Here is a 24,670-nt window from a genome sequence, read left to right on the forward strand (position 1 = left end):
TAGACAAATATCCATGAATTTAGATACTATCTATTCAATGACGCAAATAGGAGTGTTTGAATAATGGGTAAGTCTAAGATTCAGTTAGTATATGAAATAGGAATGTTAGTTCTGGCTTTGATCTCCATATCCTTTATTTGGGTAGAGGAAAATACTTCAAGAATCATTGATTGGATTATTTGGGCCATTTTCGTAATCGATGTATGTATTCGCTTCTTCAAAGCAGAAAATAAGCTTGAATATATTAAAAAAAATCCTCTAGATATTATTGCAATCATACCGTTAGATTCAATATTTCGGCTTGCCAGATTAGCGAGGGTTTTCAGGATCATACGCATCATTAGTATGTCGGCTCATTTTTTTAATCCGGTTTTTAAAATATTGCATACCAATGGACTCCACAAGCTGATTACTTTTACATTTGTTCTTGTTTTTATTTCTGCTATACCTGTCTATCTGGTTGAGCCTGGTATTACCACTTATGAGGATGCTCTTTGGTGGAGTGTAGTTACGACAACTACGGTAGGCTATGGTGATATGTCTCCAGTAACGTTTTTAGGAAGATCCGTTGCAGTTGTTCTTATGATCATCGGAATTGGATTGATCAGCATGATAACAGGAACCATAGCGACGTATTTTTTGTCTTCAGAAAAAAAATCTGCACCATCTACAGTAATATTTATAAAACAAGAACTGGATAGATATGATGAACTAACAATAGATGACATGGATACACTATTGGTTCTTCTTGGTAAGATGCGGGAACAAAAGAAACACACAGCCCGAGCGGAGAAAGCGGACCCTTCTAGAGAAACAAAGTGTTCGCCTTTGCAGACGGATTCGTACCCCTATGGGGGCTAAGAATCGAAAGAATCTGGCTGCAACAGCGATTGGAGGAGGGGTCTGCTTTTGCAGCGCCCCTTTGCTATCATGATGTTTTGTTCATCTTATGGAAATGTACATCTGTTAAGATAACTTTTTTGCTCGCTTATAACGTTTTCCTATAAGGATAATGATTGGAGTCCCTATAATCGTCGGCAAAAACCAGAGCAGTAAAGTAGGTAATTGTTTAATTAAGGGGATATTAGGCCCATTAACCACAAGTACAGCCGTTATTATAGCAATATAAGATCCAAGCATGCCGCCAATATGTTTTCCTAACCAGTTGTTCCAACGCAATTTTTTGGATAAATACCCGTACAAGGCAATCGAATAAGAGAAAATGCCAATGAATAAAAGATAAGCGCTTTGAGACCAATGCATAATACCCATAGCTACAGAGGTTATAAAGATAGCAACAAAAGCACCATGATAGATCTCACCAATGAGAGTATGAATTCCTCGTCGTTTGGTTGCCATAGATGAAATAGCTCCAGTTACAAGACATATACACCCTGAAATAATATGGATGATAAGTAGAAAATGAAATAGCTCCATTTGCATTTCCCCTAACAGTATCAGATAGAATCTTATATCTAAATGTATGATAATCGATTTCCGAATTTTACGCCTCTGTATTCTTAGCCTATAGGGGTAAGAATACGTCTAAATTATATTCACAAATTATTCACTTACGAAAAAAAATTTCAGTAGATATACTAAAACCATAATAAAAATGAAAGGATGTTTTCATTTGCCTGGTAACAAAAAAGAAGAAATGATCTTTGGCTTAATGATGGTATTTGGTATGGTAAGTATTATGTTTGCTTATAACATCACTCTTGAGGGCTTATGGGGGGGAATGACAATTGGAAAAGGTTTTACTCTATTTGCCTTAACATTTATTGTCGCATTTATTATTGAAGCATTTGTTGTTGGGACTATTGCTCGAAGAATTGCATTCAAGCTGCCTTATAATAAATCAAAGAAAATCTATAATATTGTTGCCATTTCAACTTGTATGGTAGTCGGTATGGTTTTATTTATGTCGGTTTATGGATTAATTTCAAAAATAGTTACGACTGGTATTGAAGGCACAATACTTAGCAATTATGCTAACCTGTTATTATTGAACTTTATAGTAGCTTATCCAGCACAATTACTAATTGTAGGTCCAGTGGCGCGTTATATTTTAATGAACTATGTGAAGCCATCCAATAAAGCTGTTCAGTTATGATTAGTTTGAAAATAATAGTTTCCCCTTTGCCAAAAAATCAAGGTGCTTGAAATCCTCAGCGTAACCATTGAAAAATGCTGGCGTATATTGCTCAAATAATTGCTGAAAAAATTCAGATGTATGTGCGAAACTAATAAAGAGGGGCCATTTGCCCCTCTCATATGTTACTGACCTTGCTCCTCTTTTGGCCAACCACCCCATATTCCCAAGTGATTACCATCCGGGTCGAGAAACTGGAAGCTATAACCGACTCTTTGACATTTTTAACTGGCAGTTCGATAATTTGAAGATGAACTGATAATACCATGAGTTTTTTTATTGTAGACGCACATGATGGAGTTTTTTTATATGCTAACTGATATACTAATTTGGCGAAAATTGGTATGATTTATATAGTTATTCTAAGATATTAATAATATCAATGCTGTTAATGGAAAACCATATTTGTATTTGGGGGAAGCGATGAAGAGGTATCGAATTTTATTATTTGTTTTACTTTTTGGTTGTTTATTATTTTTAGCTGCTTGTGAAGGAGAAAAGGAGAAAAATACTTCAAGCCAGACACGTGTTGTTGTGATCGGTTCTGAAATTGAAGGTATTTATTTGGCTCGAGCTGCTATGGACGAAGGACTGTCAGTCATTATTTTAGATCCAAGGGAACAACCAGGTGGCCAACTCATTCAAGGGCAAATGCAATTTTTGGATGAACCCATGGATGATCGCAATCATACATTGCTTCAAGGAAGAGTAAAGGACCTTTTTACTCGTTATAAAAAAGGCGAGATACGTAAGGCAAATGAGTTCGAACAATACTTTAACTCACTTATTAATGGCATACCGATGGAATCAGGCATCACGATTACTGGCATAGAAAAGGTGAAGGACATGAATACGTCTGCACAGAGAATTAACTCCATTACTTACCGTACCGCTGACGGTCTAGAAAAGACCCTAAGTGCTGACTATTGGGTGGAAAATACAGATTTCACTGCTTTGGCAGGTGGTCTGGGATTAGAACCCCTTCCTGGTATTGAAACGGTATTTGGTGGAGCTAAAGATTACATGGCGGCTTCGATGATGATGAAATTTCGCAATGTAAATTGGGACAAGTTCCAAAAAGAAACCAGTCGCTTATCTAAAAAAGAAATTGAGGATAAATACGGTTCAACGAGTACGGTGACAGATAAATTTACGTGGGGTTTTGGGAAAACAGGAGCCTCGTTTACACCAAGCAACAAGGAAGTATTTCTACGTGGTTTAAATACGATCAACCAACGTGATGGTGAAGTGCTGATAAATGCCCTGTTACTATTTAATGTGGATCCTTCTAACAAAGGAAGCATTCAAGGGGCAATGGAGTTGGGGAAATCGGAAACCAAACGCATCCTTCCTCATCTACGCCAAGAGCTCCCAGGATGGGAAAATGCCGAAATCAATGGCTATCCAAACTACTTATATATACGTGATTATAAGCGTTACTCAACCGAATATGTTCTGCAAGCATCCGATATTATGAGTGGAAAGATGTTCTGGGATAATGTAAGTGTCGCCGGATACCCGATAGATCTACAGGGAACAGCTAGCCATACTTGGGGTCAGCATAGCGGAGACCCGGACAAATACGGGATGCCTTTACGATCCTTTATTCCGAAGGATTATTCCAATGTAATTCTTGCAGGTAAAAACGTGGGTGCTTCAGCAGTCGCTTACGGTAGTGCCCGTATCCAAGCCAACACTTCCTTGGCAGCCGAAGTCATAGGAATCTTACTTGGGAGATTAAAGGGAGAACAGGATTTAACCAAAATAACAAAAGAAGATATGAATGATATCCATGCGTATGCAAAGAAAAAATATAGTATCACGTTGAGTGATGTAAAAGCTGTAAATAAGATTAAAGACCTATCAGAAGATCAGATCAAGGAGCTAAACATCGGAAAACTGACACTTCCATAGCATGTACAGAGTATCATTCAGGCTCACCTTGGAGAAATATGAAAACAGCTGAAGTCTATTCATCTTCTATCTTTTTTTTCTCATCAATATTTTGATAAAATCTTTCCCCGCTATTCGGATTAAACCAAACTTGCTGCTTGATGCCTGTCGTAGGATCAATAAATACTTCGTTTGTTTTCTGAAAATCAAAGGGAGGTTCATTTATAAGTTTCTTTAAACGATTGCGACGATAAATGACTGTACCCATAACCGAGATAATGGCAACCAACGGGAAGACAATGAAGTAAAGGACAGCTAGAAAGTGCATAGCTACACCTTTTCCACAATAACTGCTGTTCCGTAAGCGACGATTTCCGACATGGTTTGCCCGATTTCACCAGAATCGAAACGCATCATCACGATGGCATTCGCGCCCATGCTATGCGCATTTTGAATCATGCGGTCGATGGCGGATTTACGAGCATCCTCGATCATTTCGGTGTATTCCTTGATCTCTCCGCCGAATAAACTGCGAATAGAAGCTGTTATATTTCCTCCTAAACCGCGGCTTCTTACGATAACGCCAAATGTGTGACCTAATACTTGATTAATGCGATAACCGGAAATATTTTCAGTAGTAACGACTAGCATGAGCCTTCACTCCTATATTTGACTGGGTGCGATATGGTTAGAGGGTCACTCCTCTTGATGTACTTATTATGCTCCTAAAATAATATCTAAATTCGGAAATGCTTTTAGGTAATAAGCTGATTATCGGTAATTTCTGAAGGATTGAGCTTATCTATTGCGGTTTTGAGCGGCTGTTAACCCATTTTTCATTGGATCTTCATGCGAATTTCACGAGACCTTCATGAGGCAGGATTTGGATTCTGATAAGATAGACATATCGCAGAACAAATCAATCAAATGAAAATCGAGATATAAGGGGAGCTAACCATGAGTACATCCGTGTATAAATCAGTTATTATAGGAACAGGTCCAGCGGGGTTAACCGCAGCTATTTATTTGGCCAGAGCCAATCTAGAGCCGTTGATTATTGAAGGGCCAGAGCCGGGCGGTCAATTAACCACAACAACTGAGGTTGAGAATTTTCCAGGGTTTCCAGAGGGTATCATGGGACCGGAGCTAATGGATAATATGCGCAAGCAAGCGGAGAGATTTGGAGCCGAATTTCAGACAGGCTGGGTGAATAAAATTGATTTCTCCAACCGTCCATTCCGTATTTCCATCGAAGGCCGAGAGGATATTGTTGCTGAGACCATTATTGTTTCTACTGGCGCTTCAGCTAAATATTTGGGTATTGAAGGTGAAAAAGAAAATGTTGGTCGTGGTGTGAGTACCTGCGCAACCTGCGATGGATTCTTTTTCCGCAACAAAAAAATCATCGTAGTCGGCGGTGGTGATTCGGCTATGGAAGAAGCCAACTTTTTAACTCGCTTTGCCTCAGAGGTAGTCGTGGTCAATCGCCGCAGTGAGCTGCGCGCTTCCAAAATTATGCAGGACAGAGCACGCCAAAATCCGAAAATCAGCTGGGGCTTGAATAAAACTCCGCTTGAGGTGCTTACCAATGACAGAGGCGTTACCGGCTTAAAAGTAAAAAACAACAGCACGAATGAAGAAGAAGTTATTGACACGGATGGCATCTTTATCGCTATTGGTCATACGCCTAACACCAAATTTCTTGATAACCAGCTGCAAACCGATGACCAAGGCTACCTGCTGGTTAATCCAGGTACAACAGAAACCAATATCCCTGGCGTATTCGCTTGCGGAGACGTTCAGGATCACCGGTATCGCCAAGCGATCAGCGCGGCAGGAACAGGCTGCATGGCCGCATTGGATTGTGAGCGATTCTTGGAAGCGGCGGAGAGTGCGCATCTGCAAGCTGTTCGCTAATCATTTCATAAGAGGGGCATAAGCCTCTCTTTTTTTGCTGGGAAATTTCGATCTTTTCGCTTAACGAATTGAAATAACCAGACATCTCATATTGTCATACCCGAAACGATAGAGTAGGATATACATGATCATTCGTCTATTTAATTCCATAAAGTACAAGTGAGTATGCTATCCTTACCGGGGATGGGCCACAGTACGAGTTAGAGAATGATGACAATTGAGAAAGGATAGAGCACATTAAACTTCGGGTGGAAAATGAGGAGAATCATACGATGAATAGAGAGAAACATACAGTAAATACGAAGAAGAATACGGGGAATACAAAAAAGAATCGAAATCAACTCAGATTTGCATTATTATTAGGTACATTTTCAGCTTTGGGACCTTTTACGATAGATATGTATTTACCTTCATTTCCTGAAATCGTGGCACAATTTGGTACTACAGCTTCTCTGGTACAGCTCAGCTTAACCGCTTGTCTGTTAGGACTGGGGCTGGGACAATTGGTCATGGGAACTTTAAGTGATGTGCATGGAAGACGCATGCCGCTGCTGATTTGTATGATTTTATATTTGGCAGCATCTTTTACATGTGCGATTGCACCGAACATTGTTTTTTTCATAGTGGTTCGATTTATTCAAGGCTTTGCCGCATCTGCAGGTATAGTTATTTCGAGAGCTATGGTTCGTGATGTATATAGCGGTCATGAATTAACTAAGTTTTTTTCATTGCTCATGTTAGTGAGTAATTTGGCTCCTCTGGTAGCACCCGTAGTTGGAAGTGGAATCATTTCCTTTACCACATGGGTAGGCGTGTTTATTGCTTTGGGCTTGATCGGCATTTTCCTGAGCCTAATGACGACCTGGAAGCTGGATGAAACCTTACCTGTGGAGAAACGGGTTCCGAGCAATTTTATGCAGGTATTAAGGAATTTTAAATCCTTGCTTAAGGATCCTCAGTTTGCCGGCTACGCACTCGCACAGGGCATTATGATAGCCGGGGTATTTGCCTATGTATCGGGGACACCATTTATTTACCAAAATATTTACGGAGCATCGCCTCAGCTGTTTGCGATATTGTTTGGTTCGAATGGGATCAGTTTAATCATCGGCTCTCAAATCGTGGGTAGATTAACTCATCGGATCTCGGAGCGCAGCTTCCTGTTGATAGGATTATTGTTAGCCGGTGCTTCCAGCGCCGCAGTATTAATTGCAGCACTTGTTCATGGTCCTTTATTTGCACTTGTGATTCCACTTTTCTTTTTTGTAGCTTCCATCGGGATGACGGCAACAGCTTCATTTTCACTGGCTATGGAGCATCAAAGCCATATCGCGGGCAGTGCTGCTGCTCTGCTCGGGTTGATTCCGTTTATTTTAGGTGCGGTGGTTTCACCACTTGTTGGAATTGCGGGTGAGCATACGGCTGTTCCTTTGGGCGTAATTATCTTATTGACGAGTTTAATAGCTTTGCTTGCTTACCTCGGTCTAGTAAAAAGGTCAAGTAAAGAGCTAGCTGGATAAGGAGACCTCAGCATTAGAACGAAATTAACTGAATCAGGTTAGTCAACTGCCGCGGCAAATGAAAAGTAGCATCGTAAAAGGAGAATTATTTTCCTTTTGCGATGTTTTTTTGTATGACTGGTGGATTATGTATTCAGAAAACATTCAGGTTAAAATCAGCTTTTATTCAGGTGAGCCCTTTATAATTCATATCGTAACGGAGATAAGAATTCATCGAGGAGGTGCTTCATGTTAAGAACCCATATTTCCACGTATTCGCTGCCGCTGTATTCTCTTATAATGGTCACCTTGTTGATACTCACGTATAACCTTTCCTGACATAATAACCTCTACTATAGAAAGGAAGAATAAATGTGACAAAAAAAGCTAACTTTAAATGGATCATCTCAATTTTATTATTATTGGTCGTCTTTATCACATATGTGTTTCTATATCCTCCGGTAAGCAAAGGAGAATCGATTGCAAAAGTAAATGGTATTTCTATAGCCAAGGAGCAGCTTTACAATGCGGTAATGGAAGCCGATGGTAAAAAGGCGCTGCAGAATTTAATCGATCAGGAATTGATTCAGCAGGAGGCTCAAAAGGCTGGTGTTCACGTTGAGCAAACGGAAATTGACAGCGCACTGGAATCAACCAAAGGACAATTTTCAACAGAGGATGAATTCAATCAGGCATTGGACAATTATGGGATGACTCTCGCCAGCCTAAAGCAAAATTTACAAACTCAGTTGACGATTGAAAAGATTTTGGAGCCTCAGGTAACGGTGACTGATGATGAAATCAAGAAATACTATGACGAAAATCTGGAAACATTAAAAACACCAGAGCAAGTTAAGGCTTCACATATCTTGGTTGCGACGAAAGAAGAAGCTGAGGCGATTCTTCAAGAATTAAAGAACGGTGGGGACTTTAGTGCAATTGCTCAGGAAAAATCACTCGATACGGCCACCAAAAGCCAAGGCGGAGACTTGAACTATTTTGCTAAAGGCGAAATGGAGGAGCCTTTCGAAACTGCAGCATTCAAGCTTGAGATCGGAGCCTTAAGTGATGTCATTCAGTCCACAAACGGCTTCCACATTATTAAAGTAGCCGATCATAAACAGGCATATACGCCAACCTTAGAAGAGAAAAAGGAAGAGATTCGAAAGACTGTGACGAAGGAAAAAATATCGACTCTAGCTACAAGCTGGCTTGAAGAGAAAAAATCTGGAGCTTCTATAGAGAACTACTTGACCAGCTAACGATTGGAAATCATGTAAAGACGGTAACGTGGCATCTTACAAAGGAAGCCTCAGTTGCCGTTTTTTTTGAGGAGACGCCCACATAAAACGAACGATAAAGGAGAATTATATAATAGGAATCAACCCTACATCTGCATGCTGACGAAAGTTGTTATTGTAACAAACCTCTATAACTACCTTACAGGGTGTGGTTCTATTTGAGGAGGAAGACATATGATGATCGAAACAAGCGTATTGATAGAGATAAAACTAGAGAATGAGGAAAAGGCTTTGTTGATCCAGACAATGAAAGAGGAACAGGTTAGACTAAGTATCCACTTGGCTCAACTTGATGAGCTGCTGCTGCAGCTGGAAAAAAAACTCAACAGGTTTGATCATTCTACAGATTTCACTTCCATTATTGAAGCATCGGCGTAGATATTGCGTCTACTGCTTGAAAATAGAAAAAGACTCTTAATTCCGAATGGGAATGAGGGTCTTTTTGCTCGTCTAAAGGAAACGATATGTTATAATAAGTAAAATTGGAAAAGAGTGGGGGCTAAGCATTGGAATGCCGATTAGGTTGTGCGGCCTGCTGTATAGTCATTTCAATTTCTTCACCAATTCCAGGAATGCCGAATGGAAAGCCGGCAGGAGTTCGATGTATTCAGCTTTCCGATCACAATACGTGCAAATTGTTTGGTTCGTCAGAACGCCCAGCTGTGTGCAGCAGTTTAAAACCTTCAATGGATATGTGTGGGTCACTTGATGCAGAGGCTTTCCAGATTTTGACGGATCTCGAGCAAGCAACAACTCCTTAATAACATGAAATCCAATTCGGAAGGGGATTAGGAAATGGACCGATTACAACGTTTGACGCCATTGCTTAAGAGCTTTATGGAAAAAGGACCTGCTGGTTGTGCCATTACGGTTGTTAGAAGTGGAGAAGTTCTGTATCAGGAAAGCTTTGGATATGCAGATTTGGAAAAGAAACAGAAGCTTAATTCCGACACGATTTACCGGATCTACTCGATGACCAAAGTGCTTACCTGCGTCGCGGCTCTCATGCTATATGAGAAGGGGATCTATCTGTTAAACGATCCACTGGAGGAATACTTGCCGGAATTTAAGGATCTTTCGGTGTACCGATATAACGAGTTCGGGCTCAGGTCTACTTCTCCCGCGTCTGGCCCGATACGAATCAAGGATCTGTTCACTATGTCCTCCGGTCTTACCTATGGTGGGGACGGAACGGAAACGGAAAGACACACCCGTACCATCATGGAGAATGCCATTACTACCATGGATATGAGAGCGCTATCAAAAGCGTTGGCGGCGGTTCCTCTGGCTTTTGATCCAGGAACGCACTGGAAGTATGGTACGAGCCACGATGTTCTGGCCGCCTTGATCGAAGTATTATCGGGGGTTACCTTCGGAGAGTTTCTGCAAAAGGAAATATTCGATCCGCTTCAAATGAAAGATACTTCATTCCGAATTTCAGAGGAAAAGCGTGACCGTCTCAGTATGATGTACAACCGTGCAGAAGACGGAACCTTGACCCCTAATACCGAGCGAGACGTTCCCTATCAGCCTGGATGTATTCACGAAAGTGGCGGAGGCGGGCTGCTGTCAACGATAGGGGATTACAGCCGATTTGCGCAGGCATTGGCAAGAGGCGGAGAATTGGATGGGGTGCGGATACTTGGACGAAAAACCGTGCAATTGATGGCGACCAATCATTTGGGACCCCAGCAGCTTCAAGATTTCAATTGGCCACAGATGAAGGGTTTTGGTTATGGTTTAGGGGTTCGAGTTTTGATAGACCCGGCAGAGGGTGGCCTTAATGGCTCGATTGGTGAATTTGGCTGGGCTGGGCTAGCCGGATCTTGGGTGTTAATTGATCCTAAGGAGCAGTTGTCTGTGGTTTACATGCAGCAAATGCTGCCGAGTCTAGAGCCTTACATTCATAACCGTATGCGTGCCGTCATTTATGGAGCGTTGGAATAGACAGTCGTTCACATCACAGTTTGATATGGCACCAAGCGTTTTTGATTCCTCTGCTCCTTCAAAAGCTTTGCCATAAACTGCTGAATAGGTTTCGTTTCCTCAGTTGCCAACGTAATATGGGCGAGATTACGAGTTTCAAGAGGGTCTTCAGATAAATTGTAAAGTTCATATTCCTCTGCGACTGGTTCTGTTTTGATTGAAAAGCTGTTAGTCTGGTAGCCGCCTTCGGGGGTTAGATAGACGCTCCCCATTGGAGTGGACGACTCATCCCGAAGGCCTGGCTGACTCCAAAACTGCTTGTTGTCAAAATAACGGGAAAATTTCCACAATTGCTGTTTATTATCTTTATTGATAAAGGCAATTACGGTTTCAATGTGATTAGGTTGGATCACGGAAGAATAGGGAATACCAATTGGATTTACTTGATGGGGGCCGCGTGTCACATCGTCATCAGTCATAAAGTAAACAGGTTCGTCAGCACGCTCGCAATCGAAGCCAAAGAAGCAAGGTGACAGGTCACGCCCCACTAAGGGGTGAACTTCGCTGAACTTTAATCGCAATCTTTGTTGGATGTCTTCCAGATCTGCGTCGGCCAACCCAAGCATGGTGGGGATCAGATCTACATGACTTGTCAGCTTATCGAAATGTTCATGCTGCTCAAATAATTGTTTATTATGAATGATGAAAGGCACGTGAACGATTTCTTCATAAGCACAGTACCATTTTTGGTGAAGATAGCCATGAGCGCCTAACAGATCTCCATGATCCGATGTAAAAATGACAATGGTTTGATCATAAAATGAGGACCTCATTAGGGAATCGAAAACCTTGAGCATTTGCTGATCGGCATTTTTTTGAAGCTGGTAGTACAGCTTACTGTAATGAGGCTGGTTGAATATGGGCTGCAAAGCCTGTGGATAAACTTCCTGATAGCTTGCCTGGCATCGAGGTTTCGTATGTAAAGACTCGTGGATGGTAGGTGGGGGATCCGGCTGCGGCATGGACTCCACTGCAAAATTAAACATTGGGTTATGGGCAGTCAGCGCTCCATACAAAACGATATCATGCGGGTTTACGAAGGATGCAACAAGAAGCCAAGGCTGCAAATGCCCAGCTTCATTTTTTTTGTGATCCAGTGACTCGATAAGATCGACAACTTCTGCAGCATAAAACTCATCTCTACCGCTTACGCCCACCCCAGCTGAAGAGGCGGAATTTCGGGGACTTTTCCCATGCGGCTCCGGTCCAATCCAGCTGGAAAATCCATAATCCTCTAAAGGATCAGCATGCAGATATAACTGTTCTTTTTCCTTATTCGGTATGCCGGTTATGGGGTCATAGCTCAATAATCCACTGCGAGTACCAGGGATGATGATATCTTCATACGATACATGCCATTTCCCTTTATAAAATGTTTGGTAGCCTGCTTCCCGGAAATAATGGCCCATTGTGGGTACTGTGTTTCTATTTAGCCAAAACATATCGGGATCGGATGCTTCCTTGGCGATTCCGTTCGTCTGACTGACACCATGGAGCGAAGGATACTGTCCGGTAAATAATGTGGCTCTACTGGGACAGCAGGCAGCACTTCCGATATAATGTCGATTGAATTCAATACCGTTTGTTCTTAACAGTTCCTGTGTAATGAGATTGTTGACTCGCCATTCTTTGATGTCATTGCTCTCATATATAGGGGGATACTGCTGTTCATCGATAACGAGTACAAGAAAATTAGGCTTCTGAATGCTCCGGGTACGTGTCATCATTCACCCCGCCATTTTGTCATGTCTAAGTAATATGCGGAAGGCTTATGTCCTATGAAGACCTTTTATAGATTCAATTGCAGCTTACGGGTTTTCATCTGGCTTCATCTATTAAGCTTAAGCATGTCTAATAAACTTTTTTCGATAGTTGAGCGGAGAGATCCCCTCCGTATTAGAGAAGCACGAAGAAAAATAAGAACCATGATGGAAGCCGACCTCCTCTGCAATACGGGTGACAGACCACTCGGTTTGAATCAGCAGCTTTTTGGCCTGCTCGATACGATACAGCTGTAAATAGTGGATGGGAGTCATGCCGTAAACCTTAAGCATACATTTGGCCAAATAGTTAGGATGATAATTCATTTCCTTGTGCAGCAGCGCATTGGTTATCGATAGCGTGTAATTATGCCGTATAAATAATTCAACCCTTTCAGCCACATGAATGGCTGCCGCATCAGTCGTAGCTGCCACTTCCCGATCCAAATGCTGCATAAAAAGCTGAAAGGAATTTTGCCTTTTCCAATTTCGCAACGATCGCGGCTCCAAATCTAACAAAAAAAACTGCTGTAATATGTCCATTGCTTTTGGGGTCAGCTTCATATATTTAGGAATAAAGATCGAACACACCTCGCTATGATTCAAATAGGCGGTTTGTTTGTGTTTATGGATTAAACTTGATTGATTTTCGAGGCAAGCACTCATATTGCCGCATTCATCCCAGGCACCGAAGGTGTGAAAGTGAATCCAGATAATATCGGTTTCCTCTGAACAAGGCTCCGTTCCATAATGACTGGCATCAGGTCTTAAGATACAGGCTTCCCCCTCATCAACCCGCCACTGATCCGTACCCTCTCCAAGAAATAAGGTGCCTCTCGTAACCACGATCAAATCGAATACGCCAATTTGTTGTCTGCTGATATGACGTTCGCCCATACGATAAAAATCCCGGCCGCAATCAATAAAATAGGGAACTGGTGGAGAAATAAAGTGAAGAATGGGTGAGTTCAGCATATGCCCCTCCAAAAGGTTGATATTTTTAAAAAACAGGTTGGTATTTATTGTATTAATACCAATATATAACATGTAATATAATTAATAAAGCGCTTACCATAAATAGCGAAAACAAATAAAGGAGCTGCGCATCATGAACCAATTATTAAGCTCCAAGCCCATTCCACTAAGCAATTTGCGCATTCAGGATAACTTCTGGACTGAGTATATTCGGCTCGTTCGGCATGTTGTTGTACCTTACCAATGGGAAGCACTGAATGATCGGGTAGAAGGAGCAGAGCCAAGTCATGCGATACAAAATTTTAAAATTGCAGCAGGCTTGGAGCAGGGAGAATTTTATGGAATGGTGTTTCAGGATAGCGATGTCGCCAAATGGCTGGAGGCGGTTAGCTATTTGCTGGAAACCGGTCCAGACCCCGAATTGGAGGCCATTGCCGACGGGGTGATTGATATTATTGCCAAAGCACAGCAGGCGGATGGCTATTTGAACACCTACTTTACGCTAAAAGAGCCAGGGAAAAGATGGACCAATTTAGCGGAATGCCATGAATTGTATTGCGCGGGCCATATGATTGAAGCCGCTGTTGCTTACTATCACGCGACTAGAAAAACGTTAATTCTGGATGTAGCCTGCCGTCTGGCGGATTGTATCGATTCGGTCTTTGGCGATGGAGAGGGCAAGTTAAAGGGCTATGACGGTCATCAGGAGATCGAGCTTGCGCTCGTCAAGCTGTACCATACCACATCACAAAAGAAATATTTGCAATTGAGTCAATTTTTCCTCGACGAGCGTGGGCGTGAGCCGGATTTTTATGATATTGAATTTGCGCGCCGTGGTCAGAAGGTCCACTTTCCAGCACTGGATATGGTGCATAACAAGTCATACAGCCAAGCTCACTTACCCGTGCGACAGCAAAGGTCTGCAGAGGGCCATGCCGTACGTGTCGTGTATATGTGCTCGGGGATGGTGGATGTAGCGTATGAAACGGGTGATGTGGAGCTGTTTGAAGCCTGCAAAAGCTTATGGCGCAATATTGTGAGCAAACGGATGTATATTACCGGCGGAATAGGGTCATCAGCTTATGGTGAAGCCTTTTCGATGGATTATGATCTGCCAGGCGATACCGCTTATGCCGAGACTTGTGCGTCGATTGGACTGATCTTTTTTGCACAAAGGATGCTTCAATTCGAAGCGGTCAGCGAGTATGCCGATGTGATGGAGCAGGCGCTGTACAACACCGTAATCAGCGGGATGTCGAGAGATGGCCAACGTTTTTTTTATGTGAATCCGTTAGAGGTGTGGCCTGATGCCTGTGATAGGAATGCCAATGTTCGCCATGTCAGGTCGGAGCGTCAAGGCTGGTTCGGATGTGCTTGCTGTCCGCCCAATATCGCAAGATTGCTTGCTTCGCTTGGCCGTTATATGTATACCCTTCAAGATCGAATTATTTACACGCATTTGTATATAGGAAGTGAAATTTCAATAGGCTGGGAAGGAGGCGATGAGGTTAGATTGGTGCAGGACTCAAAGTTTCCTTGGGAGGGTGATGTTCGTTTTGAGATTACAACAAGAAAGGAGACCGAATTTACATTGGCGCTGCGTATTCCCAAGTGGTGCAGAGCAGAGCAGGGACTAAGGGTGAGTATCAATGGCCAAGACATTGCTTATGAGGGGCTGGAGAATAACGGTTATATCCATATCCATCGAACATGGCAGTCTGCTGATGTGGTTGAGCTGCTGCTTCCCATGAAGGTAAGTCGAGTTCGAGGCCATCCACTCATCCGTGAGACACTTGGCAAGATAGCGCTTCAGCGTGGACCCATCGTCTACTGTATGGAAGAAGCCGATAACGGACCAAATTTACATCAAATCATACTGGAAAAGCAATCCGTGGAAGAGGTCCGTTTTGAGTCGGAGCTTCTTGGTGGAGTTCCAGTCATTACCGTTCCGGCTGTAAGGGTTCAATCCACAAATTGGGAAGGACAGCTGTATCAAGCAGCTTCAGAGGTCCAAACCCTACCTGTGACAGCGAGGTTCATTCCTTATTTTGCTTGGGCTAACAGGGGACGTAATGAGATGGCAGTTTGGGTCAAAGAAGAACTTTGAAAGCTTTCAAACCAGATTATTTGGAGGGGTTATAATGGGATCGATTGGGCAGCTTTTGAAAATGGGAACCATTTCAGCGTTAGCATTAGCTTTGGCAGCAGGTTGCACCTCAGCAGGAACACCGGCGTCAGGGACAACGGCCACGGATGCCAAGAAAGCAGGCAGTGAGCAGGTAACGATCAAATACATCGATTGGGGCGAAAAGGAAGAGCATGCGGCCAACGCCATTGGCATAGCTAATTTTGAAAAGGCTCATCCGAATATTAAAGTGGATTATCAAAGTATTCCCTATGATCAATACAACACGAAGCTGAGTGCCATGGCTGCCTCCAAAACACTGCCTGATTTAGGAAATCTACTGGAAGCACAAGCTTTAAAATGGGCCGAATCCGGCGTATTGCTCGATTTAACCCCTTATTACAAGGACGGTTCGGTGAAGCCGAAGCTGGAAAGCAATAAATTTACGACACCTGACGGTAAAGTTATAGGCTACAGTGTGGCTAACGAAGTCGTCCTGCTGCATTATAATAAGGATTTATTTGACGAAGCCAAGGTTCCTTACCCGCCTGCCGAAACGGAAAAAGCATGGACATGGGATCAGATGGTGGATGCAGCCAAAAAGCTGACGAAGGATAAGGCCGGCAAACATCCGGGAGAAAGCGGTTTTGACCCGAAAAATATTGTGCAATACGGGATACAAATGAGTACAGGCGCAGATTTCTTCTGGACCCCGTTTGCAATTAGTAATGGCGGTGGGGAGGGCAGCCAGGACGGCAAACAGCTCCTACTGGACAAACCAGAAACGATTGAAGCGATCCAAAAGGTAGCTGATCTGGCGCTGGTTGAGCATGTATCGCCGAATCCGGCTCAAGCCAAATCACTGCCTGGAGATGTGGGTACTAAGCTGTTTACCAAGAAGGTAGCGATGGTCGAATCGGGACAATGGGAACTGTCTAATATCGGACCGCAGGTTAGCAAAGGCTTAAGAAACGGTATTGGTGTGCTGCCAATCTTCAAAAAACCGGCGACTACCAACACAGGAACACCGCTCGTTATCTTCAATACAACCAAGTATGCAAAGGAAACTGTGGAGCTTTATAAATTTCTGATGGACCCGAACAATAATATGGCGTTGATTGATAATGGAACATGGATGCCCGCCGAAACGCAGTGGTATAGCGACCCTGAATTGATCAAAAGATGGACGCAGAACCCTGTACATCCTCCTGAGTATAAAACGGCTGTTATTGATTATGCATTGAAAGCTACTTACCCGACTCCATGGTTTTTTCTTCCAACATATGGCAGAATTTCCGATGTGTTGAACCCTGGCCTTGATCCGGTATGGTTAGGTACCAAAACAGCGAAGGAAGCCATCCTTAATGATATTATGCCTAAGGTCAAACCTATATTTGAGAGCGGTAAAGCGAATTAATAATGCGTTGTTGTAACCAAATCGCAAGTGTACAGAGACTTTCGGAAAGCGGGGAGCTCTGTACACTTCGATATTGAAGGAGAGGACCCCTATGTCTGTGTTAAAGCCAGCTGTAACCAAGACCGCGGCAGCCAAGACTTTTACTGCAAAGCCAGCCAGCTACAAAAGCTTTTACAGGCAGCGGGTATTGGTGGGGTACATTTGTATATTGCCTGCGATACTCGGCATTTTTCTGTTTACGATCGGTCCGATGCTGTACAGCCTGTATTTAAGCTTTACGGATTGGAACATATTAACCGATGCCAAGTGGATCGGGCTGGCTAATTATACGAACATTTTTACACAGGATTTGTTTTTCTATAACTCACTTAAAGCGACGGCGTACTATTCGTTGGGCGCGGTTGCGGCTTCAATGGTTTATGCTTTTATTATTGCGTTATTTTTGACTCAGAATATTAAAGGAAGATCCTTGTTTCGGGCCATCTTCTTTATCCCCTCGATCATTCCGGTTCTGGCGAGCAGTATACTTTGGACCTGGCTATATGATGTGGATTTTGGTGTAATCAATCATATTTTGGGGTGGTTTGGGATTGAGAAGCAATTGTGGATAGGCAGCCCGCAAACCTCCGTTATGTCGTTGATCATCCTTGCGGTATGGGGCTCGGGCAATGTGATTGTTATATTTCTCGCAGGCTTGCAGGATGTTCCTCAGCATCTGCATGAGGCGGTTGAAATGGACGGTGGGAATTGGTGGCACAAGCTAAGAGCGGTTACGGTTCCGCTAATGACGCCAATTATTTTTTATAATGTGATTCTAGGCTTGGTGAACTCTTTCACGACATTTACACAAGCCTATACAATGACCAAGGGCGGGCCAGAGGACTCGACGCTGTTTTATGCGTTCTTTATACATCGTGAAGCATTTGAGCATCAGAGTATGGGTTATGCATGTGCGCTGGCATGGATTCTGTTCGTAATTATTTCATTATTAACCTATCTGCTGTTTAAATCATCGTCAGGCTGGGTTCATTACGAAGGAGGGAAATCCTGATGAGCTCTCGAAGACTAGGCGCTTGTTGCACATATACATTTCTCATATTGATGTCAATTCTGGTGTTCTTGCCCATCTATTGGCTGCTTCGCAGCTCCCTTATGGATACCTTGGAAATTTATGCGTTTCCGCCGATCTGGTTTCCGCATGTTTTCAGATTTGAAAATTATACGGAGGCCATGACTCGTGTGCCTTTTCTGCTTTATTTTAAAAATACACTGATTATTATCATCCCCGTACTCATAGGTGTGACCTTAACCAGCGGTTTGGCTGCCTTCGCCTTCGCAAGACTAGAATTCCCGTTAAAAAACCTGTGGTTTACGATTGTCATCATGACCATCCTGCTTCCAAGTATTGTGACGTTGATCCCCACTTATATCGGTTGGTCCCGAATTGGTCTTGTCAATACATTTTGGCCGTTGATTGTTCCCGCCTTTTTTGGTGGAGGAGCCTTCAATATATTTTTACTCAGACAGTTTCTGCTTACGATCCCTAAGGAATTGGATGAATCGGCGGTCATTGACGGTGCTAATTATTTTGTTGTTTATTTAAAAATCATTCTGCCTTTGATCAAGCCTGCGATGGTTGTTGTGATGCTGTTTACATTTGTTGGCGTCTGGAATGATTTCCTCGGTCAATTGGTGTATCTCGGCGATCAACAAATGTTTACGGTCGCACTCGGCCTATTTCAATTTAGAGGCAATTTGACTACGGCATGGAGTTTGTTGATGGCTGCGGCTGCGGTACTGATAGCACCTGCTGTTGTGGTTTTCCTGATCGGGCAAAGATACTTTATTGAAGGACTGACGATGACGGGAATCAAAGGATAACGTTATCACTATTATAAATCACTTGCTTTCCATAACATCCAGCTTTCCTGCTTTGGGGATTGCTGGATTTTCATTTAATCTCCTGATACCAAACATTTTATGCAACTTTATCCAGTTCGCTGCAGTCTATTACAATGAGAGTGATTGAACCGAAACCCTTTAACAAAGGAGATTTGATATGAAGCTTTTTGTCCTATGGGTAATCCTGACGGGAATGGCTTTAATAAATTCAAGTGGATACAGCAGCTCTGAATCGAGGGCTCTATGGATAGCTCAGGAAGCAGAAAAAGCTGGATTTCATTCCACAAGCGCACCTTATTTTGAATTTCAGTCTGCTACTGGAAAATGGTTTTGTTGTTCAGAAAATAAAGCCATATTTGCGCTGAGTAGCTCTGCCGGGGCTCACAAGCCTGGGACGGAAATTGGGATTCATTTGTATTCATATGGGGAAGAGCTGAAAGTAAACAGGGACATTGTGTTCAAATTAACGGAAAGAAATGCGGATAGCAGCTATAAACAGACGTTAGATATCACAACACTACATTATACTACGACGGCAAGTCATCCGGCCGGTTATTCGATTACGCTGCCCGCGCAGGAAGGATCGCAATACTTTTTGTCAGCCGAAGTAATGAATGGTAATGGAGTGGAGGACACTTTGCTCACTTCGATTGAGGTTCCTATTCAAAGCGTGACGGCCTCGATGCATACACAGCAGCCCCTGTATGAGGGAAATGAAAGGGTCATACTGGTTGTCGAAAATCAGGGGCCTACAGCGATTGAATTCGGGCTTTTGTATACGCTTGAAACTCTAAGTGAAGGTGAATGGACAGAAGTCAAGGCAAAAGGAATAATAATTTTTCCCATGATCGGTATCGGGCTAAAATCCGGGACTTGGGAGCAGAAGACACAATGGGATGAGCTCGCACCTGGTCACTACCGCTTCGTAAAGGAAATTTCGGCAGAAGGAACGGACATCAAACAGCGACTATATGCTGAATTCGATGTTGCGAACTAAGCATTAATTATGTATTGTTTTCATGTATTTCAAGTGTTACTATAACTTTATATACATATCATATGAGTTGGTGATACATTGAAAGAGCTTGCGAGTACGAAGGTACTGAATGAATTGCTACAACGCATCGATCAGGAAGTATGGGCAGCTGGCGATAAGCTGCCTTCCTTGTCGGCATTAGCCAAGGAGCTGCAGGTAGGTGTTTCTACAGTGAGGGAAGCACTGCGTATAATGGAAAATAAGGGTTATTTGTTGATTGAGCATGGTCGAGGTATGTTCGTGCGCAGTCGGAATCATTGGAGGCAGGACAGCTCGCTTGATCTGACATCGCTTCCTGTTGGTGATCTGTTCTCCCTGCTGGAGTTTCGCGTTATGCTGGAGCCAGAGATGGCAGCGTTGGCGGCTGAAAGAGGCTCACCAGGACAAATTCGCAATATTAAAGAAGCGGCGGCTCAAATGATCGCTGATTTGGCTTCAGGCAAGGATTATTTTGCATCTGACATTGCCTTTCATGATCATATCGCAGAGGCTTGCTCCAATGAGGTGATGGCGAGTGTGATGAAAGGAATCTCAGAGCTGCTTCTGGAGAGCCGTAGAAAGACAACGCGTATTAAAGGCAGTCCGGAGAGAGCGGCGCACTTTCATATGTTGATTGCCTTGGCGATTGAACAGAGAAATGTACAGCTGGCCAAGGACATGATGAGATCTCATCTGCTCGACGTGAAACAGGACAGTATGAAGCTCAAGGTAAATACAGAAGGATAAGTGTTATATACGGAGAAATTTGCGGAAAGCTTTTTATTATGAACCTGAGATGGGGGATGCATGGTGAGAATAACGATTCCGAACAAGGCCAATTCTTATCAGGGAAATGTGCAGGGAAAAGCAAATGAGCCGATTACCGTTGCAGGTCTGCTGGATAACGCGAGACGTGGACTAGATGGTTATTATGGGGGTGGTGAACCCGATTGGACGCTGGAGCATATATACGACCGTCTGGAACATAATGCACCAAGAATCGCAATCATTGGTGGGTCATCTGACCATCCGGCGCACATTTTGGATCATGAAACGGTGTTCAAGGCGGCTTTGAAAATTTGGCAGGAGGGCGGTGTGCCTTTCTATTTCAGCACCCCAGTTCTTTGTGACGGAACGGCCCAGAACAATATTGGCATGTCGTATTCACTGCAAAGCCGCAACGCAATAGCTGAGATCGTAGTCAATCAAATGGAAGCGCATTCATATCATGGCGCCTTTGTCATTCAAGGCTGCGATAAGCAGCCGCTTGGTATATTAAGCGGGCTTGCCCATCTAGATCGGGTTCGACGTTTTCGCGGGGAGCATCATGTATTTGCGACCTTTAGTCCTTCCCATGTCCTGAAGGGCGGCACGATTCCCGACGATTTGAAGCTGGAGTTGGCCGATCTGGCTTTGCAGGCTGATGCCGCAGGCTTTGATGATATAGGTGCTGATATCCGCGAGGCAGTGAGTTATATTTTGCAATGCTCCTCGAATACTTCCTTTCAGGGTGTGTTTCAACGCGCTGTGGAGCGTGGGCTTTTGACGGTGGAGCGGCATCTTGATTTTGAAAAAAGATTAGCCGTCAATACCTGTGATTCTGCGGGCGGTATTTGCGCGTTCCATGGTACGGGCAACAGCTCGCGAGATATTACCGCTGGCTTCGGTATCGTAAGCCCTGTGCTTGAGCTGCTGACAGAGCCGCCTACCCAGGCTCAGGTCGACAAGGCCATTGAGCAATTATTTTCCATTATCGATAGGCAAGAATGCAGTGTGGGTGAATTAGTGCGGGCGAATATTGGCAATACAATCAGACTGCACAGCGCAGGTGGCGGCTCGACGAACCTGATGATGCATATCGTTGGAGCGATGATTTATGCTGGTTACGATTTTCGATTAAAGGATCTGGAAGCGATTTGTAATTCGCATCCTATTCCTGACCTGTTTGACTACAGTCTTACGGAAGGCAGAGATATCTATGCTTTGGCGCAGCAGTGCTGCTCAGGGCAAATACGAGGCATGGAGACGTTGATCTACGAGCTGTCGCGTAATGGGGTCCCTATGGATTTGGACGCACCAACCGTAACGGGAGAAACATGGAGGGAGCGTCTGTCTGACACAACTAATTTAAGCGCGGATGGCGTTAAGGAAAATCAGATTATTTTAAGTACACCAAGAAGAAGCTTTAGCGGTGTTGATGTACTAAGCAGCAACTTTTTTAACAACGCCGTTGTGAAGATTAGCGGGATGCCGACCAAGCAGTTGGATCTATTTGATCGCAGGATTGCCTTCGTGCTCTATTACGAGAATGAAGAAGAAGCCAACCATCATCTGCTGGATGTGAATTTGCTGGACGGATTAAAAAAGAGCAGGCTGTTCCAGCTGGAGCATATGCGGCAAATGGCCTGTCATAACGCAGCGGTTTCAATGGAGCAGCTGCAGCATATGAATTATGATGAGCTGTTTGATAACATGATTCAACACGAATGGCTGAGGCTGGCTGTCATTATTTCGGGACAAGGGCCGGAGGCATTTGGCATGCCGGAAATGATGACCCCGATGCAGCATATTAACGCGGATCGAAAGCTTAGACGTTTAACGACTTTAATCAGCGATGGACGCTATTCAGGAGTTACCTTCGGAGCGGCAGTTGGGCATGTGACACCAGAGGCCTATCATGAAGGTGGCTTGCTGTATGTGCAGGAGGGCGATCTGCTGCATCTCCAGTTCCGCAGTAAAAGAATTGATTTGCTTGATTCTGAAGCATTCGCTGCCGGAGAAGTGACGCCTTTTCAAGGAGAACTTCGTGTGCAGCGTAAGGAATTGGGTACGGCAAGGCTTGATCGATTGCGCCAACGTCAACGGATGGTGGCAGCCTCCAACCGTCTGCGTGATTGTACGGATGCTTCACGTGGGGTTGTTCCAATGGGAGTGGCATTGGACGCGGATATAGAATGGTCGTTAGCGCTGCTGCACAAGTAACTTAAATCAGATAAGAAATGGAAGGGATTATTATTATGGATAAATCGAGAGCACTATTAAAATCATTAGGTTTTCTGGAGCGAGAGGCTTATGACCTGCCGGATTCACCAAAGCGATTTCCAGATGGAGCGCAATATCGTGTGGAAATTCCAAGTGTGGAAGGACCGGAGGCGTTAAAGGCTGTATTTGAAGAAGCGGACCGTTACGGGATTCGGATTCACCGCGTCTCTCAGGGCAGTGGCATTATGCTGCTTACCGATGCGGAAATTTCTGAGATGGTCGAGCTTTGTGCAGCTCGCGGCGTTGAACTCAGCTTGTTCGTCGGCCCGCGCGGAACATGGGATATTAGCGCGCTGCCGTTAACACCTGCGGGCAAGGTCGTTGCACTACGCCATGAGGGAATAGATCAGCTGGTTTATGCTATGGAGGATTTACAGCGTGCTAACCGTCTGGGAGTACGGGGCGCTTTGGTTGCCGACGAGGGGCTGCTCCTGCTGACCAAAGAAATGAAAAAGCAGGGATTAATTGCTGCCGATTTTGTCGTCAAAGTATCGGTACAAATGATGGCGGCGAATCCGGTTTCAATCAAGCTGATGGAGGATATCGGCGCAGATACGTACAATTTACCTACTGCACTGACGCTGCCCAAGCTGGCTTCTATCCGTCCGGCTGTTGATATCCCGCTGGATCTCTACGTGGAGGCACCGGACGGTTTGGGCGGATTTATTCGTCACTACGAGATACCGGAATTCATCCGTGTGCTGTCACCGGTATATATTAAATTTGGTCTACGTAATCATCCGGATGTATACCCGAGCGGGCAGCATCTGGAGCAGATTAACATCAATCTATGCCGTGAGCGCGTGCGACGGGCTTATATGGGCCTGGAGCTGCTCAAGCAGTATGCACCGGATTTGGTAACCTCCGAGCTTGGCGTAGCAGATTTAGGCATTCCAGTTCCGCCGAGATCGTAGATACTTTTCATTGTTGCCTTTTCTGTGCTAAGGTGGTACTAGGAGTCTGACCGACGAAATACTTTTTGTATTTGTCGATAAGACTTTTAGATAAGGAAGTGTGGAAGCCATGAAGAGGGTACTCATAACAGGATACAAGGCGACGGAGCTGGGTATCTTTTCGATGAAACATCCCGGGATTGCCATCATCAAGAAAGCTATCGCCAAACAAGTGACTGCATTAATGGATGAAGGTTTGGAGTGGGTCATCGTTAGTGGTCAATGGGGCGTAGAGGTGTGGGCTGCTGAAGCAGTTATCGAGCTCAAACAGCAATATCCCAACCTGCAGCTGGCGGTCATAACCCCATTTCTGGAGCAAGAAGAGAAATGGAGCGACGATAAGAAAGAAATCTATAACCATATGCTGCAGCATGCCGATTATGTGAATAGCGTGACGAAGAGCAAGTACGAGGGGCCTTGGCAGTTTAAGGAGAAAAACAGGTTTTTGCTGCGCAATTCCGATGGTATGATACTGCTTTATGATGAAGAAACCGAGGGTTCTCCCAAATATATGAGGGAACAAGCTTTAAACCAAGCAGCAAAAACCAATGCCTATGCACTTTATACGATTACAGCATTTGACTTGCAAAGTATCGCAGAGGACGAACAAAATCGTTATGATTAATAGACTGCCACCTAAGGAGGAATAGCTATGTTAAGAGACAAAATCCCCCGTTAATCTCGTGGTCCACCTCCTCTCATTTCATTATCGTATCTGTTTCCATATGAT

The 24,670-nt window shown here is 43.9% G+C and carries 23 protein-coding genes; 18 read left to right on the forward strand and 5 right to left on the reverse strand.

Going from position 1 to position 24,670, the window contains the following annotated elements; genetic code table 11:
* The first annotated feature begins 63 nt into the window (after positions 1 to 63).
* The gene (locus BM210_RS11165) at positions 64 to 861 is read left to right on the forward strand and encodes a potassium channel family protein (protein WP_091167908.1); all 798 of its coding nucleotides are present in this window, start codon (positions 64 to 66) and stop codon (positions 859 to 861) included.
* Positions 862 to 966: 105 nt separating this feature from the next.
* Here BM210_RS11165 and BM210_RS11170 read toward each other — a convergent pair whose 3' ends face one another.
* Positions 967 to 1,437: a DUF2306 domain-containing protein gene (locus tag BM210_RS11170; RefSeq protein ID WP_091167910.1), complete on the reverse strand. Its 471-nt coding sequence runs from the start codon at positions 1,435 to 1,437 to the stop codon at positions 967 to 969.
* Between the two features lie 196 nt (positions 1,438 to 1,633).
* Here BM210_RS11170 and BM210_RS11175 point away from each other — a divergent pair, with 196 nt between their 5' ends.
* Both BM210_RS11175 and BM210_RS11185 read left to right on the forward strand, forming a co-directional pair.
* Positions 1,634 to 2,116 carry a DUF2798 domain-containing protein gene (locus BM210_RS11175; RefSeq protein WP_091167911.1) on the forward strand — a complete coding sequence of 161 codons (483 nt, stop codon included), beginning with the start codon at positions 1,634 to 1,636 and terminating at the stop codon, positions 2,114 to 2,116.
* 462 nt (positions 2,117 to 2,578) lie between these two features.
* On the forward strand, positions 2,579 to 4,069 hold the full coding sequence (locus tag BM210_RS11185; protein ID WP_091167914.1) for an FAD-dependent oxidoreductase: 1,491 nt from the start codon (positions 2,579 to 2,581) through the stop codon (positions 4,067 to 4,069).
* Between the two features lie 55 nt (positions 4,070 to 4,124).
* Here BM210_RS11185 and BM210_RS11190 read toward each other — a convergent pair whose 3' ends face one another.
* Both BM210_RS11190 and BM210_RS11195 read right to left on the reverse strand, forming a co-directional pair.
* Entirely contained in the window at positions 4,125 to 4,376 is a 252-nt protein-coding gene (locus tag BM210_RS11190) for a hypothetical protein (protein ID WP_091167916.1), read from the reverse strand.
* A 2-nt stretch (positions 4,377 to 4,378) separates the two neighbouring features.
* Positions 4,379 to 4,699: a heavy metal-binding domain-containing protein gene (locus BM210_RS11195; protein WP_091167918.1), complete on the reverse strand. Its 321-nt coding sequence runs from the start codon at positions 4,697 to 4,699 to the stop codon at positions 4,379 to 4,381.
* Positions 4,700 to 5,017: 318 nt separating this feature from the next.
* Here BM210_RS11195 and trxB point away from each other — a divergent pair, with 318 nt between their 5' ends.
* The 6 genes from trxB (at position 5,018) to BM210_RS11225 (ending at position 10,712) form a co-directional block, all read left to right on the forward strand.
* Positions 5,018 to 5,965, forward strand: a complete 948-nt coding sequence (trxB, locus tag BM210_RS11200; RefSeq protein WP_091168453.1) for a thioredoxin-disulfide reductase — start codon at positions 5,018 to 5,020, stop codon at positions 5,963 to 5,965.
* 272 nt (positions 5,966 to 6,237) lie between these two features.
* Positions 6,238 to 7,485 carry a multidrug effflux MFS transporter gene (locus BM210_RS11205; protein WP_091167919.1) on the forward strand — a complete coding sequence of 416 codons (1,248 nt, stop codon included), beginning with the start codon at positions 6,238 to 6,240 and terminating at the stop codon, positions 7,483 to 7,485.
* Between the two features lie 353 nt (positions 7,486 to 7,838).
* Entirely contained in the window at positions 7,839 to 8,726 is an 888-nt protein-coding gene (locus BM210_RS11210) for a foldase protein PrsA (protein WP_091167921.1), read from the forward strand.
* A gap of 213 nt (positions 8,727 to 8,939) precedes the next feature.
* A complete protein-coding gene (locus BM210_RS11215; protein ID WP_091167922.1) occupies positions 8,940 to 9,143 on the forward strand; it encodes a hypothetical protein in 204 nt (67 codons plus the stop codon).
* Between the two features lie 128 nt (positions 9,144 to 9,271).
* Entirely contained in the window at positions 9,272 to 9,526 is a 255-nt protein-coding gene (locus tag BM210_RS11220; protein WP_091167924.1) for a YkgJ family cysteine cluster protein, read from the forward strand.
* 34 nt (positions 9,527 to 9,560) lie between these two features.
* On the forward strand, positions 9,561 to 10,712 hold the full coding sequence (locus BM210_RS11225; protein ID WP_091167925.1) for a serine hydrolase domain-containing protein: 1,152 nt from the start codon (positions 9,561 to 9,563) through the stop codon (positions 10,710 to 10,712).
* 8 nt (positions 10,713 to 10,720) lie between these two features.
* Here the strand turns inward: BM210_RS11225 and BM210_RS11230 are convergent, their stop codons facing one another.
* Together BM210_RS11230 and BM210_RS11235 are read right to left on the reverse strand one after the other, a co-directional pair.
* Positions 10,721 to 12,475 (reverse strand): sulfatase family protein, encoded by a 1,755-nt coding sequence (locus BM210_RS11230; protein ID WP_371263464.1) that lies wholly within the window; start codon positions 12,473 to 12,475, stop codon positions 10,721 to 10,723.
* 117 nt (positions 12,476 to 12,592) lie between these two features.
* The gene (locus tag BM210_RS11235; RefSeq protein WP_256223505.1) at positions 12,593 to 13,486 is read right to left on the reverse strand and encodes a helix-turn-helix transcriptional regulator; all 894 of its coding nucleotides are present in this window, start codon (positions 13,484 to 13,486) and stop codon (positions 12,593 to 12,595) included.
* Between the two features lie 133 nt (positions 13,487 to 13,619).
* On the opposite strand from BM210_RS11235, the gene BM210_RS11240 reads away from it, so the two are divergent.
* From BM210_RS11240 to BM210_RS11280, 9 genes are all read left to right on the forward strand, one after another.
* Positions 13,620 to 15,593, forward strand: coding sequence for a glycoside hydrolase family 127 protein (locus BM210_RS11240; protein ID WP_091167926.1), 1,974 nt, complete (start codon positions 13,620 to 13,622; stop codon positions 15,591 to 15,593).
* Between the two features lie 34 nt (positions 15,594 to 15,627).
* Complete coding sequence (locus BM210_RS11245) at positions 15,628 to 17,028, forward strand: ABC transporter substrate-binding protein (protein ID WP_177237759.1); 1,401 nt, start codon at positions 15,628 to 15,630, stop codon at positions 17,026 to 17,028.
* A 91-nt stretch (positions 17,029 to 17,119) separates the two neighbouring features.
* Positions 17,120 to 18,079: a carbohydrate ABC transporter permease gene (locus BM210_RS11250; RefSeq protein ID WP_091167930.1), complete on the forward strand. Its 960-nt coding sequence runs from the start codon at positions 17,120 to 17,122 to the stop codon at positions 18,077 to 18,079.
* Positions 18,079 to 18,909 (forward strand): carbohydrate ABC transporter permease, encoded by an 831-nt coding sequence (locus BM210_RS11255; protein ID WP_091167931.1) that lies wholly within the window; start codon positions 18,079 to 18,081, stop codon positions 18,907 to 18,909. Before BM210_RS11250 ends, BM210_RS11255 begins: the two co-directional genes overlap by 1 nt.
* A gap of 178 nt (positions 18,910 to 19,087) precedes the next feature.
* The gene (locus BM210_RS11260; protein WP_091167933.1) at positions 19,088 to 19,927 is read left to right on the forward strand and encodes an immunoglobulin-like domain-containing protein; all 840 of its coding nucleotides are present in this window, start codon (positions 19,088 to 19,090) and stop codon (positions 19,925 to 19,927) included.
* Positions 19,928 to 20,005: 78 nt separating this feature from the next.
* The gene (locus BM210_RS11265) at positions 20,006 to 20,692 is read left to right on the forward strand and encodes a FadR/GntR family transcriptional regulator (RefSeq protein ID WP_091167934.1); all 687 of its coding nucleotides are present in this window, start codon (positions 20,006 to 20,008) and stop codon (positions 20,690 to 20,692) included.
* Between the two features lie 60 nt (positions 20,693 to 20,752).
* Positions 20,753 to 22,927, forward strand: coding sequence for a dihydroxy-acid dehydratase domain-containing protein (locus tag BM210_RS11270; protein ID WP_091167936.1), 2,175 nt, complete (start codon positions 20,753 to 20,755; stop codon positions 22,925 to 22,927).
* Positions 22,928 to 22,962: 35 nt separating this feature from the next.
* Positions 22,963 to 23,901 (forward strand): U32 family peptidase, encoded by a 939-nt coding sequence (locus BM210_RS11275; RefSeq protein WP_177237760.1) that lies wholly within the window; start codon positions 22,963 to 22,965, stop codon positions 23,899 to 23,901.
* Between the two features lie 109 nt (positions 23,902 to 24,010).
* Positions 24,011 to 24,565, forward strand: coding sequence for an SLOG family protein (locus tag BM210_RS11280; RefSeq protein ID WP_091167937.1), 555 nt, complete (start codon positions 24,011 to 24,013; stop codon positions 24,563 to 24,565).
* Positions 24,566 to 24,670: the final 105 nt, after the last annotated feature.

The sequence above is a fragment of the Paenibacillus sp. 1_12 genome, assembly GCF_900114475.1.
Taxonomy (GTDB): domain Bacteria; phylum Bacillota; class Bacilli; order Paenibacillales; family NBRC-103111; genus Paenibacillus_S.

What these genes read in the sequence shown, in the direction of transcription:
- BM210_RS11165 (WP_091167908.1), top strand. Translation starts at nt 64, where the DNA reads ATGGGTAAGTCTAAGATTCAGTTAGTATATGAAATAGGAATGTTAGTT.
- BM210_RS11170 (WP_091167910.1), bottom strand. Translation starts at nt 1,437, where the DNA reads ATGGAGCTATTTCATTTTCTACTTATCATCCATATTATTTCAGGGTGT.
- BM210_RS11185 (WP_091167914.1), top strand. Translation starts at nt 2,579, where the DNA reads ATGAAGAGGTATCGAATTTTATTATTTGTTTTACTTTTTGGTTGTTTA.
- BM210_RS11190 (WP_091167916.1), bottom strand. Translation starts at nt 4,376, where the DNA reads ATGCACTTTCTAGCTGTCCTTTACTTCATTGTCTTCCCGTTGGTTGCC.
- BM210_RS11195 (WP_091167918.1), bottom strand. Translation starts at nt 4,699, where the DNA reads ATGCTAGTCGTTACTACTGAAAATATTTCCGGTTATCGCATTAATCAA.
- BM210_RS11205 (WP_091167919.1), top strand. Translation starts at nt 6,238, where the DNA reads ATGAATAGAGAGAAACATACAGTAAATACGAAGAAGAATACGGGGAAT.
- BM210_RS11215 (WP_091167922.1), top strand. Translation starts at nt 8,940, where the DNA reads ATGATGATCGAAACAAGCGTATTGATAGAGATAAAACTAGAGAATGAG.
- BM210_RS11225 (WP_091167925.1), top strand. Translation starts at nt 9,561, where the DNA reads ATGGACCGATTACAACGTTTGACGCCATTGCTTAAGAGCTTTATGGAA.
- BM210_RS11230 (WP_371263464.1), bottom strand. Translation starts at nt 12,475, where the DNA reads ATGACACGTACCCGGAGCATTCAGAAGCCTAATTTTCTTGTACTCGTT.
- BM210_RS11235 (WP_256223505.1), bottom strand. Translation starts at nt 13,486, where the DNA reads ATGCTGAACTCACCCATTCTTCACTTTATTTCTCCACCAGTTCCCTAT.
- BM210_RS11240 (WP_091167926.1), top strand. Translation starts at nt 13,620, where the DNA reads ATGAACCAATTATTAAGCTCCAAGCCCATTCCACTAAGCAATTTGCGC.
- BM210_RS11245 (WP_177237759.1), top strand. Translation starts at nt 15,628, where the DNA reads ATGGGATCGATTGGGCAGCTTTTGAAAATGGGAACCATTTCAGCGTTA.
- BM210_RS11250 (WP_091167930.1), top strand. Translation starts at nt 17,120, where the DNA reads ATGTCTGTGTTAAAGCCAGCTGTAACCAAGACCGCGGCAGCCAAGACT.
- BM210_RS11255 (WP_091167931.1), top strand. Translation starts at nt 18,079, where the DNA reads ATGAGCTCTCGAAGACTAGGCGCTTGTTGCACATATACATTTCTCATA.
- BM210_RS11260 (WP_091167933.1), top strand. Translation starts at nt 19,088, where the DNA reads ATGAAGCTTTTTGTCCTATGGGTAATCCTGACGGGAATGGCTTTAATA.
- BM210_RS11270 (WP_091167936.1), top strand. Translation starts at nt 20,753, where the DNA reads ATGGTGAGAATAACGATTCCGAACAAGGCCAATTCTTATCAGGGAAAT.
- BM210_RS11275 (WP_177237760.1), top strand. Translation starts at nt 22,963, where the DNA reads ATGGATAAATCGAGAGCACTATTAAAATCATTAGGTTTTCTGGAGCGA.
- BM210_RS11280 (WP_091167937.1), top strand. Translation starts at nt 24,011, where the DNA reads ATGAAGAGGGTACTCATAACAGGATACAAGGCGACGGAGCTGGGTATC.